Annotated in this window: 14 protein-coding genes; 6 read left to right on the forward strand and 8 right to left on the reverse strand. The window is 71.2% G+C overall.

The window, feature by feature from the left end; genetic code table 11:
* Nucleotide 1: 1 nt before the first annotated feature.
* Nucleotides 2–973: an ADP-ribosylglycohydrolase family protein gene (locus ACWFR3_RS02970; protein ID WP_453732733.1), complete on the forward strand. Its 972-nt coding sequence runs from the start codon at nucleotides 2–4 to the stop codon at nucleotides 971–973.
* On the opposite strand, the gene ACWFR3_RS02975 is transcribed toward ACWFR3_RS02970, so the two are convergent.
* Nucleotides 974–1,819 (reverse strand): metallophosphoesterase family protein, encoded by an 846-nt coding sequence (locus tag ACWFR3_RS02975; RefSeq protein WP_453732734.1) that lies wholly within the window; start codon nucleotides 1,817–1,819, stop codon nucleotides 974–976.
* 43 nt (nucleotides 1,820–1,862) lie between these two features.
* Complete coding sequence (gene qcrB / locus ACWFR3_RS02980; RefSeq protein ID WP_453732735.1) at nucleotides 1,863–3,512, reverse strand: cytochrome bc1 complex cytochrome b subunit; 1,650 nt, start codon at nucleotides 3,510–3,512, stop codon at nucleotides 1,863–1,865.
* 161 nt (nucleotides 3,513–3,673) lie between these two features.
* Between qcrB and ACWFR3_RS02985 the strand changes: the two genes are divergently transcribed.
* Together ACWFR3_RS02985 and ACWFR3_RS02990 are read left to right on the forward strand one after the other, a co-directional pair.
* The gene (locus ACWFR3_RS02985; protein WP_453732736.1) at nucleotides 3,674–3,826 is read left to right on the forward strand and encodes a hypothetical protein; all 153 of its coding nucleotides are present in this window, start codon (nucleotides 3,674–3,676) and stop codon (nucleotides 3,824–3,826) included.
* Nucleotides 3,827–3,925: 99 nt separating this feature from the next.
* Nucleotides 3,926–5,119, forward strand: coding sequence for a methyltransferase (locus ACWFR3_RS02990; protein WP_453732737.1), 1,194 nt, complete (start codon nucleotides 3,926–3,928; stop codon nucleotides 5,117–5,119).
* Here the strand turns inward: ACWFR3_RS02990 and ACWFR3_RS02995 are convergent.
* From ACWFR3_RS02995 to ACWFR3_RS03005, 3 genes are all read right to left on the reverse strand, one after another.
* Nucleotides 5,025–6,119 carry an LLM class flavin-dependent oxidoreductase gene (locus ACWFR3_RS02995; RefSeq protein WP_453732738.1) on the reverse strand — a complete coding sequence of 365 codons (1,095 nt, stop codon included), beginning with the start codon at nucleotides 6,117–6,119 and terminating at the stop codon, nucleotides 5,025–5,027. The genes ACWFR3_RS02990 and ACWFR3_RS02995 overlap by 95 nt on opposite strands.
* A complete protein-coding gene (locus ACWFR3_RS03000; RefSeq protein ID WP_453732739.1) occupies nucleotides 6,119–6,652 on the reverse strand; it encodes an SRPBCC family protein in 534 nt (177 codons plus the stop codon). The genes ACWFR3_RS02995 and ACWFR3_RS03000 overlap by 1 nt, the downstream gene beginning before the upstream one ends.
* Nucleotides 6,653–6,755: 103 nt before the next feature.
* The gene (locus ACWFR3_RS03005) at nucleotides 6,756–7,253 is read right to left on the reverse strand and encodes a winged helix-turn-helix transcriptional regulator (protein WP_453732740.1); all 498 of its coding nucleotides are present in this window, start codon (nucleotides 7,251–7,253) and stop codon (nucleotides 6,756–6,758) included.
* Between the two features lie 201 nt (nucleotides 7,254–7,454).
* Between ACWFR3_RS03005 and ACWFR3_RS03010 the strand changes: the two genes are divergently transcribed.
* From ACWFR3_RS03010 to ACWFR3_RS03020, 3 genes are all read left to right on the forward strand, one after another.
* The gene (locus ACWFR3_RS03010; protein WP_453732741.1) at nucleotides 7,455–8,315 is read left to right on the forward strand and encodes an AAA family ATPase; all 861 of its coding nucleotides are present in this window, start codon (nucleotides 7,455–7,457) and stop codon (nucleotides 8,313–8,315) included.
* A complete protein-coding gene (locus tag ACWFR3_RS03015; protein ID WP_453732742.1) occupies nucleotides 8,312–9,760 on the forward strand; it encodes a vWA domain-containing protein in 1,449 nt (482 codons plus the stop codon). Before ACWFR3_RS03010 ends, ACWFR3_RS03015 begins: the two co-directional genes overlap by 4 nt.
* A 74-nt stretch (nucleotides 9,761–9,834) precedes the next feature.
* Nucleotides 9,835–10,971 (forward strand): M20 family metallopeptidase, encoded by a 1,137-nt coding sequence (locus ACWFR3_RS03020; protein ID WP_453732743.1) that lies wholly within the window; start codon nucleotides 9,835–9,837, stop codon nucleotides 10,969–10,971.
* Here ACWFR3_RS03020 and ACWFR3_RS03025 read toward each other — a convergent pair.
* The 3 genes from ACWFR3_RS03025 to ACWFR3_RS03035 are packed head-to-tail and all read right to left on the reverse strand — an operon-like array spanning nucleotide 10,949 to nucleotide 14,029.
* Entirely contained in the window at nucleotides 10,949–11,803 is an 855-nt protein-coding gene (locus tag ACWFR3_RS03025; RefSeq protein ID WP_453732744.1) for an ABC transporter ATP-binding protein, read from the reverse strand. The genes ACWFR3_RS03020 and ACWFR3_RS03025 overlap by 23 nt on opposite strands.
* A 4-nt stretch (nucleotides 11,804–11,807) precedes the next feature.
* Nucleotides 11,808–12,944, reverse strand: a complete 1,137-nt coding sequence (locus ACWFR3_RS03030; protein ID WP_453732745.1) for a FecCD family ABC transporter permease — start codon at nucleotides 12,942–12,944, stop codon at nucleotides 11,808–11,810.
* Nucleotides 12,941–14,029, reverse strand: a complete 1,089-nt coding sequence (locus tag ACWFR3_RS03035; RefSeq protein WP_453732746.1) for a FecCD family ABC transporter permease — start codon at nucleotides 14,027–14,029, stop codon at nucleotides 12,941–12,943. The genes ACWFR3_RS03030 and ACWFR3_RS03035 overlap by 4 nt, the downstream gene beginning before the upstream one ends.
* Nucleotides 14,030–14,186: the final 157 nt, after the last annotated feature.

Consider the following 14,186-nt stretch of genomic DNA (forward strand, 5'->3'; position numbering starts at 1 on the left):
CATGAGTCCCGTCCCTGACCGTGCCCAGCGCGCCGCGGGCGCCCTCGTCGGATCCGCCGTGGGTGACGCGCTGGGTGCGCCCTTCGAGTTCGGGCTCGCGGGCGACTTCTCCGCGCGTTTCCCGGAGCCCGGCACGGGCGGGGAGATGGGCGGAGGGGCCGGCTGGGACGCGGGTGAAGCGACGGACGACACGCAGATGGCCCTGCACGTCGCCGACTCCCTGCTCGCACACGCGGGGCTCGACCTGCCCGACATCTACGGGCGGTTCCAGCGGTGGGCGGCGGCCGAGCCCAAGGACATCGGCCTGCAGACCGAGGACGTCCTCACGAACGGCCTGCCCTGGGACCTCGCCGCCGCGCTCCACTTCCAGGTCAACCACCGTGCGGCGGGCAACGGTTCGCTCATGCGGGCCACCACCGCGGCGCTCTACTACGCCCGTGCCGGGCAGGCGGCCACGATGGACGCGGCCCGCCGCATCGCCGCCCTGACGCACGGCGACCGCGCCGCCTGGGAGGGCACGGCACTCTTCCACGAACTGCTGCGGCTGACCCTGGAGGGCGGCGATCCGCTGGCCGCCATCCCCCGGACGCTGGCCCTGGTCCACCCGGACCACTGCGAGCGCTATGCCACCGTCCTGGCTCCCGGCTGGCATCCCGACGACGCCACCGAGTTCAACGGCGCCGTCTGGCCCTGCCTCGGCTCAGCCGTCTGGGCGCTGCGCACCACGTCCTCGTACGAGGAAGCGGTGCGCGCGGCGGTCGACCTGGGCGGCGACACCGACACCGTGGCCGCGGTCACCGGCGCACTGGCCGGGGCCCGCCACGGCATCGCCGCCATACCGGCAGGCTGGACCGCGCCCCTGCACGTCCCGCTTCCCGGATCCGCCGAACCGGACCGGACGCTGCGCCTCGCCGACCTCACCGCACTCGCCCACCGCCTCGACGCGCCCCGGCCCCGGTCCCGGCCCCGCTGATCACGCGGTGTTCCGCGGCTCCGGCAGGATCTGGCGCAGCATCGGGTCCGGATGCCGCTCGCGGCGCCACTCGCGCGGATAGCCGACCGAGACCTCCTGGAAGCGGACGCCGTCGTGCCAGGTGGTGCGCGGAATGTGCAGATGGCCGTAGACGACCGCCGCCGCCTCGTACTTCACGTGCCAGTCGGCGGTCAGTTCGGTGCCGCACCACAGGGCGAACTCCGGGTAGGTCAGGATCCGGGTGGGGTCGCGCACCAGCGGCCAGTGATTGATCAGGACCGTGGGGATACCGGGCGTCCGCAGGGCCAGCATCTCCTCGGTGAGCGCCACCCGGGCGCGGCACCAGTCGTCGAGGCCGGGGTGGGGGTCGGGGTGCAGGAACACCTCGTCGGTGCAGACGATGCCCGCCGCGTGTGCCGCCTCAAGTGCGTCCTGCTTCGCGTACGTGCCTTCGGGGCGGAAGGTGTAGTCGTAGAGCAGGAACAGCGGCGCCACGGTGACCGGGCCGCCCTCGCCGCGCCACACGGGGTAGGGGTCCTCGGGGGTCACGGCGCCCAGGGAGCGGCACAGCTCCACGAGATGGCGGTAGCGCTCCTCGCCGCGCAGCTGGATGGGATCGTCGCGGGGCGTCCACAGTTCGTGGTTGCCCGGCGTCCACACCACTTTGGCGAAGCGTTCGGTGAGGGTGCGCAGCGCCCATTCGACGTCGGCCATGCGCTCGGCGGTGTCCCCCGCGACGATCAGCCAGTCCTCGTCGGTCTCCGGGCGCAGCGACTTGAGGAACTTCCGGTTGTCGTCGTACGCGACGTGCAGATCACTGATGGCGTACAACTTCGGATTTTTCACGGGTACTTGTGTCACTCCGTGAGGCTAACCGCAGGATTGGCCGTCAGTGATGGGTATCGCCGCCGCCGTGCTGGATCTCCAGATACTCCTCCGGCGTCGCCTTGGGTATCTGCGCCGACGGTCCGAACATGGCCCGCCCCAGGCGTGCCCGCAGCCGCTCGCCGCGGGTGACCTTGCGTGCCACGCCGTGCGCGTCGACCACCGGGCCGATCTCGTACGGCTTGGGCTGCTCGTGTGCGGTCAGCTTGTACAACTCGCCCTGGGTGAGCGGGACATGCACCTCCACGTACTCACCGTGCGGCAGCCGTTTGATCGTGCCGCTCTCCCTGCCGTGCAGCACCTTCTCGCGGTCGCGGCGCTGGAGCCCCATGCACCATCGGTGGGTGACGAAGAAGGCGAGCACCGGTCCGACGAAGACGGCGATCCGCACGAACCAGGTGATCGCGTTGATGGAGAGATGGAACTGCGTGGCCCAGATGTCGTTGCCGCCGCCGACCATCAGTACGCCGAACAGCGTCAGCCACGCCACACCGAGCCCGGTGCGCACCGGGGCGTTGCGCGGCCGGTCCGCTATGTGGTGCTCGCGTTTGTCGCCGGTGACCCAGGCCTCGATGAACGGATAGACGGCGATCGCCGCGAGGATCAGCGGGAAGAGCATGAACGGGATGAAGACGCCCAGTTCGGCCGTGTGACCCCAGAGGTTGATCTCCCAGGTGGGCATCACCCGGATCAGGCCCTCGGAGAAGCCCAGATACCAGTCGGGTTGGGCGCCGGTGGAGACGAGGTCCGGGCGGTAGGGCCCGATCACCCACACGGGGTTGATGGTGGCGATCGCGCCCATGAGCGCGAGGACGCCGAAGACGAGGAAGAAGAAGCCGCCGGCCTTGGCGACGTAGATGGGCAGGAAGGGCGCCCCGACCACGTTCTTCTCGGTCTTACCGGGCCCGGCGAACTGGGTGTGCTTGTGGTAGAAGACCAGGATCAGGTGGGCGACGACGAGCCCCAGCATGATCCCCGGCAACAGCAGCACATGGACGCTGAAGAGCCGCGGAATGATGGCATCACCCGGGAACTCTCCGCCGAAGAGGAAGAAGGAGATGTACGTCCCCACGATCGGGATGGCCAGGATCGCACCCTGCGCGAAACGGATGCCGGTGCCGGAGAGCAGGTCGTCGGGGAGGGAGTATCCGGTGAGGCCGGTGATGATGCCGAGGAACAGCAGCGTCCAGCCGAACAGCCAGTTGACCTCGCGCGGCTTGCGGAACGCACCGGTGAAGAACACCCGCATCATGTGCACGAGCATGGCGGCCACGAAGACGAGCGCGGCCCAGTGGTGGATCTGCCGGATCAGCAGACCGCCGCGCACTTCCATGCTGATGTCGACGGTGGACTCGAACGCCCGCGTCATCTGGATGCCCTTGAGCGGCGTATAGACGCCGTCGTAGATCACCTCGGAGCCGCTCGGCTCGAAGAAGAGCGTCAGCCAGATGCCGGTGAGGATCAGGATCAGGAAGCTGTAGAGGCAGATCTCCCCGAACATGAAGGACCAGTGGTCGGGAAAGATCTTGCGCATCTGGCTCTTGGCCAGGGTGTGGATGCCGAGGCGGCCGTCCGCCCAGTCGGCGACCCGCTCCCCTTTGCCGGCCGGAGCTCGCCGTTTGCTGTCCCGGGTGTGCTCGACGCTTTCGCTCATGCGACCCCCCTCAGGCGGCTACCAGGCTAGATCAAGGGATTCCAGGAGCCAACGGGCTTTTCTGGACTGGTAGTTGGGGATCATCGGACGGCCTGGTCAGGCCGTTCGCGGGTGGTCGCGTCAGGGGGGCCGGGAAGTCGATTGCCCGCCCGCGGTGCCGTGTGAGACATTCACCCTTTCTCACGCCTCACCTCCTCACCTCCTCGTCTCCTCACCTCCTCAAGGAGCCCGTCATGACGCTCGGCACGGTGCCCGGCCTGGTGCTCGGCGACGTCTCCCGCACTTCGACGCGGGAGCCGCACCACCTGTCCTGAGCCGACTGAGCAGACCGCTCCAGGTCCTGAGCCGACCGCTCCCGCTCCTCGTCGAAGTGCTGTTCGTGCCCCTGCACGTTCACTCTCTGAGGAGTACTCGTGTCCGAGATCCGCTGGATCGACGGCGACGCCGAACACACCGCCCGCTGGCACTCCGAGACCGGAATGCCTGCGCCCCGCCATGTCGTCGTGGCAGACGACCGCATGAACGCCTCCACCGCCTACCGTCTGACCTGCGAAGGCACTGCCCTCCTGTGGCAGGGCGACTACCACCAGGCGCGCCAGCTGCTCCAGGCACTGGAGCGCCGGATCGACCGCAAGGTTCCTTCGGCGGCCTCGTCCGCGAACGCGGCCTTCCATCTGCGGCGCCGCGCCGACGGCCACCGGGCCCGTGTGCTCGGCAGGCTGCTCGTACCACTGGGCGCCGACCACACGCTCGCCCTGCGCAGGGCGCCGGATGTCCGGGCCGCCTGCGAAGAGGCCTACGGCCCTCCGGGAACGGCACCCTCGGTCGTCTCCCTTCGGGAGTTGCTCGGTGTGATCGGCGCGCACCAGTGGCGTACGAAGGGTGTGGACATCCCCGCGCTCGGCGCCCGCATCCACCCGCACTACGGGGTGTTCTCACCGGTCAGGGGCGAGTACGTCGACCTGGTGGCGCAGGCGCCCCTGCCCGCCCCCGCCGCGCACGGCGGACCGGCCTTCGACCTCGGCACCGGCACCGGCGTCCTGGCCGCGGTCCTGGCCCGGCGGGGCGTCCGCCGTGTCGTGGCCACCGACAACAACCCGCGTGCGGTGGCCTGCGCCTGCGCCAACATCGACCGCCTCGGCCTGACGGGGCGGGTGGAGATCACCACCGGCGACGCTCTGTTCCCGCCGGGCCGCGCGGGCCTCGTCGTATGCAATCCGCCCTGGCTCCCCGCGAAGCCCAACTCCCCGCTCGACCGGGCCGTCTATGACCCCGGGGGCGCCATGCTCCACGCCTTCCTCACGGGCCTGGCCGCGCATCTGCTGCCCGGCGGCGAAGGCTGGCTGATCATGTCGGACCTGGCCGAAAACCTGGGCCTGCGCGCCCCGGGCGAACTGCGCTCGGCCCTCACGGCAGCGGGCCTGCGGGTCGCCGAACGCCTCGACACCCGGCCCCGTCACCCGCGGGCGTCCGACCCCGCGGACCCCCTGCACGCGGCCCGCGCGGCAGAGGTCACCTCACTGTGGCGCCTGACGGCCGGGCCCGCGGAGCGCTCTCCCGCTCCTCCAGGTCCCGCACCAGATCGATCGCCCGCCCCAGAGTCGTGAGCCGCGCGGCCAGGCTCTCGCCCGCCGGGTAGAAGCGGACGGTGTCCACGCCCGCGTCCCGCCACACCTTCAGCCGCTCGCGGACCATGTCCTCGGTGCCGATGAGGGTGGTGGTGAGGACCATGTCGTCGGTGACCAGGGCCGCGGCGCCGTCACGGTCGCCCGACTGCCAGCAGGCGCGGACCTCGGCCGCGATCTCGGCCCAACCCTGCCTGCTGTAGGCGTTGTTGTAGTAGTTGGTGGTGGCGGAGCCCATACCGCCAAGACTGAAGGCGAGTTCCTTCTTGCGGCTCGCGACCATGGTGCGCAGCGCGTCCTCGTCGTCGGCGAAGGCCACTTCGGCGCCCTGGCAGATGTCCAGGTCACCGCGGGAGCGGCCGGAGGCGGCGAGGCCCGCGTCGAGGTGGTCGAAGTAGGCCTCCTTCGCCCCTTCGGGGACGAAGGAGGTGCCGAGCCAGCCGTCGGCGATCTCGCCGGTCAGGCGCAGCATCTTGGGCGAGAGCGTGGCCAGGTGGACGGGCAGTTCGTGCTCGGCGCGCATGGACAGACGCATGGGCTTCGCGTCACCGCCGGGCAGGGGAAGGGTGAACTCCCGCCCCTCGTACGAGATCTTCTCGCCGGTGGCCGCCATACGGACGATCTCCACCGTCTCCCGCATCCGGGTGAGGGGGCGCGCGAACGGCACTCCGTGCAGGCCCTCGATCACCTGCGGCCCTGACGGTCCGAGCCCGAGGATGAAGCGGCCATCGGAGATGTTCGAGAGGGTGATCGCCGCGCGGGCGATGGCACCCGGGGTCCGGGTCGCGAGCTGGATGATGCCGGAGCCGAGCAGCATGCGTTCGGTGCGCGCGGCCAAGTAACCGAGCGGGGAGGGCGCTTCGGAGCCCCAGGCCTCGGCGACCCAGCAGATGTCCATCCCCAGCTTCTCGGCCTCGGTGACGAAGTCGACGGTCTCCCGCCAGTTAGCCCCGGACGCCTCGATGGTCGTCGACGTACGCATCACGCGCTCGCCTCCCCGGACCCCGCGCCCTCGGCCAGCTTCTTGATCGCGTCCAGCGTGGCCGTCATGTTCTGCTCGAACTCCCGCATCCGTACGTACACGATCTTCTGTTCCTTCTCCGGCATCCGGTCGATCGCGTGCGAGAGGCCCGAGCGGCCCGGCCCCATCTGCATCCACTGGGCGAGCTCCGTACAGCCGTCGTCCGCCGCCGCGAGGCTGAACCTCCAGACCGCGCTGGGCTGTTCGGGATCCTCGACGGCCCAGGCGAAGACGCGCGGGGCCTCGCACTCCACGACGTACGAGGTGGTCTGCCACCCGCCGAACGACGCGTGCTCGCTGCGGCCGATGAACCGGGCGCCGAGCGCGGGCCCGGTCACTCCGTCCAGCCATTCGACGGACCGGAGCTCTGTGCTCAGCTCCGGCATCAGGCGGATGTCGGAGACGAGCTCCCACACGCGTTCCGGTGACGCGGCGATCCGTGTGCGCACCGCGGCCGTCGGCCTGTCCGCGTAGCGCGCGCCTGTCCACTCCATCGTGGGTCGCCTCTCTGTAGCCGCTCTCGTAGTCGCTGAGCACGAGAGTTGCGTAGATAGACTCACTCGTCAAGGGCTAAAGACCGGCCCGGAGGCGGTGGATTCAGCGGCTGAAGCGGTCCCTGATGTCAGGCCGTTCGGCGAGGCGCGCCGGGTAGCCGGGGCCGAGGCGAGCATGTGTGTCCGCCGCCGACATCGGCTCCTTGCAGTGGCCGCAGACCACCTCGGCCTCGCCCTCGTGCCCGCAGCGGTCGTGCTCGAAGACGACCGGCGCTCCCTCGTCACCGCTCAGCCAGCGGTTGCCCCAGCTGTTCATCACGGCGAGCACGCCGAAGAAGTCGCGGCCCTTCTCGGTGAGCACGTAGTCGTAGCGCACCGGCTCGCTCTGATAGGCACGCTTCTCCATCAGGCCCTCGTCGACGAGGCGGCGCAGCCGGTCGGTGAGGGTGTTGCGTGCGATGCCCAGCTCCTGCTGGAAGACGTCGAACCGCTTGATCCCGTAGAACGCCTCGCGCAGCACGAGCGGCGTCCACCAGTCGCCCAGCAGATCCATGGTGCGGGCGATGGAGCAGGGCCAGTTGGCAAAGGAGGTCCGCCTCATGCCGCAAGGATACGAGAAGGGGCCATGGATCCCGGTGGGTCTCGGTACCGGACTCAGCAGCCCGGGGAGGGTGCGGGCGCGCCCGCGTGACGTTCGACGCAAACGCGGCGGCACCGTTGTGGAGCGGCCCGGCGGCCTGATCAGCTGGCGTGAGCCGCACCCCGCCCCAGCCGCACGAACCCGCACAAGCCGGAGGCCCCGTTGCTCTTCACATCCGTGGACGATGTCGCCACGCGGCTCGCCGAGACGGGCTATCTGGCCTCGACGGCAGTCGCCACCACCGTCTTCCTGGCCGACCGCCTGGGCAAACCGCTCCTCGTGGAGGGCCCCGCGGGCGTCGGCAAGACCGAGCTCGCCAAGGCCGTCGCCAAGGTCGCGGACGCCCGTCTGGTCCGGCTCCAGTGCTACGAGGGCGTGGACGAGTCCCGCGCGCTCTACGAGTGGAACCACGCCAAGCAGCTCCTGCGCATTACCGCGGGCCGCGACGAGTCGTGGGACGAGACGCGCACGGACATCTTCAGCGAGGAGTTCCTGCTCCCGCGTCCGCTGCTCACCGCCATCCGCGGCAGCGAGCCGAAGGTGCTCCTGATCGACGAGACCGACAAGGCGGACGTCGAGGTGGAGGGGCTGCTCCTGGAGGTTCTGAGCGATTTCCAGGTCACCGTCCCCGAACTGGGCACCATCACCGCCGAGCGCCGCCCCTTCACCGTCCTCACCTCGAACGCGAGCCGCGAACTCTCCGAGGCGCTGCGCCGCCGCTGCCTCTTCCTCCACATCGGCTTCCCCGACGAGGAGTTGGAGCGCCGCATCGTACGGCTCAAGGTGCCCGGACTCGACGAGGCGCTCGCCCGGTCCGTCGTCCGCGTGGTCGGCGCGCTGCGCGCCATGGACCTGCGCAAGGTGCCCTCGGTCGCGGAGACCATCGACTGGGCCCGCACGCTCCTCGCGCTCGGCGCCGACTCGCTCGACGAGGACGTCGTACGCGACAGTCTCGGCGTCGTCCTCAAGCACCAGGACGACGTGCTGAAGGCGGCGGCCAAACTGGACCTGGACGCGGTGTGAGCGCGTCGCCGGCCACCGGAGTTCCGGAGCGGGGGGTTCCTGACCGGGCCGGGGTCCCGGAGCGGCTGACCGCGCTCGTGCAGGCGCTGCGCTCGCACGGGATCCGGATCGGTACGGGCGAGACGGTGGACGCCGGGCAGGCGATCGATGCCCTCGGCCTCGACGACCGGGAGCGGATGCGGGAAGGGCTCGCCGCCGCGCTGCTGCACAGCGAGGGGCAGCGGCCGGTGTTCGACCCCGTCTTCGACCTGTACTTCCCGCGCGGGGTCGGCGCTCCGGGCGCCGCAGAAGTCTCCGGCCCGTTGCGGGAGTTCGACAGGGACGACCTGCGCGACCGCCTGGCCGCCGCGCTCGCCGCCAACGACCAGGCGCTGCTCACCCAGTTGGCCGCCGAAGCGGTCGACGGCATGGGCGGCTACGGAACGCGGCCCGGTTCCGGCGGCAGCGGCGGTTCGGACGGGTGGTCGTCGCACCAGACGCTGTCGCGGCTCCGCCCGGAGACCCTGCTCGCCCGGATCCTGGCCGGCATCCGACAGGCAACCGCCGAGGGAATCGCCGGAGACGAGTTCACCGACCGCCTCACCGCCGACGAGATCCGCCGCCGCATCGAGAACTTCCGCGGCCAGGTGGGCGCCGAAGCGCGGCGCCGGGTCGCCGAGCGGCGCGGCGCGGACGTGATCGCGCGGCGTGCCATCGCCCCCACCGCCGACCGGGTCGACTTCCTCCTCGCGGGCCGCGCACAGCTCGACGAACTGCGCCGGACGCTCCAGCCGCTGGCCCGCAAACTGGCGACGCGCCTGGCCGCACGCCGCCGCCGTGCCGCCCGCGGCCACATCGACCTGCGCAGAACACTGCGCGGCTCCCTCTCGACGGGCGGCGTCCCGATGCGCCCGGTCCTGCGCCGTCGCCGCCCCGCGCGCCCCGAACTTGTCCTTCTGTGCGACGTGTCCGGCTCGGTGGCGGGCTTCGCCAACTTCACGATGCTGCTCGTCCAGGCGCTGCACGACCAGTTCAGCAAGGTGCGGGTCTTCGCCTTCGTCAACCGCGTCGACGAGGTCACGGATCTCATCGCGCGGGGCACGGCCGACCCCGAGGGGCTCGGCAGCCGCATCATCTCGGGAGCGGCGGTCACCGGCTACCACGGCAGCAGCGACTACGGCACCTCCCTGGGCGAGTTCGCCGAGCGGTACGCCGAGGCGGTCACTCCGCGCTCCACGGTCTTCGTGCTCGGCGACGCCCGGACGAACATGAGCGACCCGAACGTCCCCGCCCTGCGCACCATCGCGTCCCGCGCCCGCCAGTTGTACTGGCTCAACCCGGAGGGCCGCGCCCAGTGGCGGACGGGCGACTCGGCGGCCGGCACCTACGCCGAGTACGTGGAGATGTACGAGTGCCGCAACGCGCGGCAGCTCAGCGCGCTGATCGGACGGTTGCTGCCGGTCTGAGCAGGTGAGGGCCCGGTGAGGGGGCGACCGTAAGCTGTCCGGGCGGGGGTCGGCGGCAGTGGCGAGGAGGACGCGTGGCAGGCGACGGGCTCAAGGAGGAGATCCGGGCTCGGATCGGCGAGGTGCGCGACGAGCTCGTCGGGCTGAGCCGGCGGATCCATGCCCATCCGGAGATCGCCTTCGAGGAGCGGCAGGCCGCCGGGTGGTGCGCGGATGTGCTGCGCGGGCACGGCTTCGCGGTGACCGTTCCGGCGTACGGGCTCGACACCGCCTTCGAGGCGACCATCGGTACGGGGCCCGTGACCGTCGCGCTCGCCTGCGAGTACGACGCGCTGCCGGGGATGGGCCACGCCTGCGGGCACAATCTGATCGCGGCGGCGGGTGTGGGGGCCGCGCTCGGACTCGCTCCGGTAGCCGATCAACTGGGGCTCACTGTACGGGTGTTGGGGACTCCCGCCGAGGAGAGCGGCGCCGGGAAGGCGCTGCTGCTCGATGCCGGGGCCTTCAAGGGGGTCGACGCGGCGATGATGGTGCACCCCTGCCCGTTCGAGGTCGCCGACTTCCACTCGTACGCAATGGGGGCGCTCTCGGCGACGTACACCGGCAAGTCCGCGCACGCCACGCTCAACCCGCAGGACGGGCGGAACGCGGCGGACGCGCTGACCGTCGCTCAGGTGGCACTCGGACTGCTCCGGCAGCAGCTGCCCGGCGAGTGGAAGGTGCACGGGATCACGACCGAGGCCGGGACGGCACTGAACGCGATTCCCGAGCGGGCGAGCGCCGCGTACGCGCTGCGGACCCCGTCGGTGGAGGAGCTGCGCGAGCTGCGGGAGCGGGTGGCGGACTGCTTCCGGGCGGGGGCGCTCGCGGCCGGGTGCGCGGTGGAGCTTGAACAGCCCGCGCCCGACTATCTCGACTTCCGGTCGGACGCCGCTCTCGTCGCGCTGTGGGAGGCGAATGCGCGCGCCCTCGGGCGACCCGAACCGCAGCGGCGCGGGCCCTTCGCATCCACGGACATGGGCAACGTCTCCCACGTCGTGCCGTCCATCCACCCCGTGCTCGACATCAGCGGGGGCGGCTGCGGCCCGCACCAGCCGGAGTTCGCCGCCGCGGCAGCCACGCCGGCCGCCGAACAGGCCATGATCGACGGGGCGGTGGGGCTCGCGTGGACAGCGGCGGACTTCGCGGTCAGCCGGTCGGTGCTTTCTTAGACGCTTCCGTAGGCACTTCCGTAGGCGCTTTCGTATCCGCCCTCGTATCCGCCTTCGCCTTCATCCTAGGTACGACCACCGGGGAGCCGTCGCCCGGTGCCTGGAGGATGTCCGCGTCGATCCCGTACAGCTCCTTGACCAGTTCGGCGGTCACCACCTCGCGGGCGGGGCCGTTCGCGACGACCTTGCCCGCGTTCATGGCGATGACGGTGTCGGCGTAACGGGCCGCGCTCGCGAGGTCGTGCAGGACCATGACGACGGTGCGGCCCGCCGCGGCCACCTCCCGTACCAGGGACAGGACTTCGACCGCGTGGCCGAGGTCCAGGGCGCTGGTCGGCTCGTCGAGGAGCACGATCGGCGTCTGCTGTGCGAGGACCATGGCGAGCCAGCAGCGCTGCCGCTGGCCGCCGGAGAGGTGGTCCAGGCGGCGCGCGGCGAGGTCCGTGGTGCCGGTGGCTTCGAGGGCCTCGCGCACGGCCGCCTCGTCCTCGCGCGACCACTGACGGAACAGGCCCTGGTGCGGGTGGCGGCCGTAGCGGACGAGTCCGGCGACGGTGACCGCCTCGGGGGCCTGCGGTGACTGGGCGAGCAGCGCGATGCGGTGGGCGGCGCGGCGCTGGGTGAGCTGCCACACGTCCTCGTCACCGGCGCGTACCGTGCCCGAACTCGGCTTGTGGAGACGGGATATGGAGCGGAGCAGCGTCGACTTCCCGCAGCCGTTGGGGCCGACGATGGCGGCGACCTGTCCGCTGGGGATGGTCAGGTCGACGCCGTCCACGGCGGCCGGGTGGCCGGGGTAGCCGGAGGTGAGCGCCTCGACGGTCAGTTGCACGGGGTCAGGCCTTTCCGGTCTGCTGCTCGGAATTCTTGCCGAAGAGGACCCAGAGGAGGAAGGGTCCGCCGAGGACGCTGGTGATGACGCCGACCGGGATCTCCACGGGGGCGACGACGCGGCCCAGTGCGTCGGCGGCGCCCACGAGGGCCGCGCCGACCAGGGCCGAACCGATGACCGGGACGCGGGTCGGGCCGCTGAGCCGGGAGGCCACGACGGGTGCGGCGAGCGCGACGAACGCGATCGGCCCTCCGATGCCGACGGCCACGCCGGACAGGGCGACGGCGAGTGCGAGGGTCACGGCGCGCACGCGCCGTACGTTGACGCCGAGGGTGGCCGCCATGTCGTCGTCGAACCGCAGGAGTTGCAGGCGGCTGCCCGCGACGAGGGAGAGCGGGACGAGGACGAGCAGGACGAAGGACAGGGGTGTGCCGACGCTCCAGTCACGGCCGCTGAGCGAGCCGACGGTCCAGAGGAAGACGCCGCCCGCGGTGTTGTCGTTCTCGCGTGACATGACGAGGTCGGTGACGGCGCCGATGACGGTGGAGACGCCGATGCCGACGACGAGGATGCGGTATCCCCCGCTGCCCGCGCCGCCCGCGCAGGCGACGACGACCATGGCCGCGGCTGCGGCGCCGAGCGGCCCGAGCCACCAGTCGCCGATCATGCCGGTGGACGAACCGACGACGGAGGCGACGACGGCCGCGGTGGCGCCTTCGTTGACGCCGATGATGTCGGGGGTGGCCAGGCGGTTGCCCGCGAGCGTCTGGGTCAGGCACCCGGCGATGCCGAGCGCCGCGCCGACCATGAGCCCCACGGCGATCCGCGGCAGCCGGAAGTCCTGCACCAGCATGACGGTGGCGGAGTCGCCGGTTCCGAGCAGTCCGGAGAGGCTGTCGGAGAAGCTCATTCCGGTGGAGCTCGCGAAGGTGGCGAGCGCGACGACCACCCCGATCACCAGCGTGAGCCCGACGGCGGCGAGGGCGCTGCGGCAGGGGAAGAGCCAGGAGAAGGTGCCGACGCGGACGGCGGTGGAGTCGGGCGGGGTGATGTCGGTCTGCGCCGCTTTCAAAGCCTCCGCAGGCCCCGCCGATTTCAAAGCCTCCGGAGTTCCGGCCTCCGGCATCTCTGGGGCACTCACGCGGCGACCCCCGCCGTCGACATCCGCTGCGACCGTGCGATCCAGATCAGCAACGGCCCGCCGATGAAGGCGAGAAGCACGCTCACCGGAGTCTCCCAGGGGCGGATCACGATCCTGGCAAGCAGGTCCGCGGCGATCATCACGTTCGCGGCGACCAGCGCGGAGAGCACCAACTGGCCCGCCATCCGGGGTCCGGTGACCGCGCGGGCGGCGTACGGGGCGAGGAGGCCGAGAAAGGCGATGGGTCCCGCGAGGGCGACCGCCGAGCCGGCGAGGAGGGTCACCGCTCCGGCGACGATCAGGCGGATGCGCCCCGGACGGTGCCCGAGGGAGCGTGCGCTGTCGTCGCCGAGCGCGAGGGCGGACAGCGGGCGTACGCAGCAGAAGGCGATCAGGAGGCCGACCGCGATCAGCGGGATCAGGGGGTAGGTCTCCGACGTCTTGATGCCGGCCAGTGAACCGATGGTCCAGTAGCGGTAGGTGTCGAAGGTGGCCTGTTCGCCGAGGAGGACGTACGACGTCATGCCGTGGAAGGTGGCGCCGAGCGCCGATCCGGCGAGGACGAGCCGCAGCGGTGAGCCCGCGGCCCGCCCGGACGCGGCGAGCAGCAAAACCACCGCGCTCGCGGCCATCCCGCCGACCAGGGCCCACACCAACACGCCGTAGGCCGAAGTCACTTCGAAGTAGGTGAGGCCGATCACGACACCGAGCGCCGCACCCGAGTTGACTCCGAGGAGGCCCGTCTCGGCGAGCGGGTTGCGCGTGACGGCTTGCAGGAGGCACCCGGCCGCACCGAGGGCGACGCCGACCAGGACGCCGGCGAGCGTACGCGGGAGGCGTACGTCCATGACGGCGAGGCGGATCTGGGCGTCGGCCCGTGCGGAGTGCTCTCCGGTGAGGAAGTCCCAGGCGCGGCCCATCGGCGTCGACCCGGACCCGACCAGGAGCGAAAGGAGGCCGAGCAGCAGGAGCAGGACGACGAGGCCGGCGGCCGCCCACAGCGTGGGGCGATGCATCTTCGCCAAGTCCGGTATCGGAGGTCTGGATCCGGACGTTGGGCCCGGCCCCCCTTGCGCAACCAACATGAAGTTAGCCTAACCTAACCTTGACCTGGAGCCCCGAGTCGGGGTGCGGGCGAACTCCCTGTTTCCTCAGGGGGATTTCGTCATGCCCCGACACGGCCAGGGATAACCCTTATGTCCGGTCTGACCCCCGGACTACAGAAGCATGGAGATCACGGAC

It is taken from the genome of Streptomyces sp. NPDC055189 (assembly GCF_053606765.1).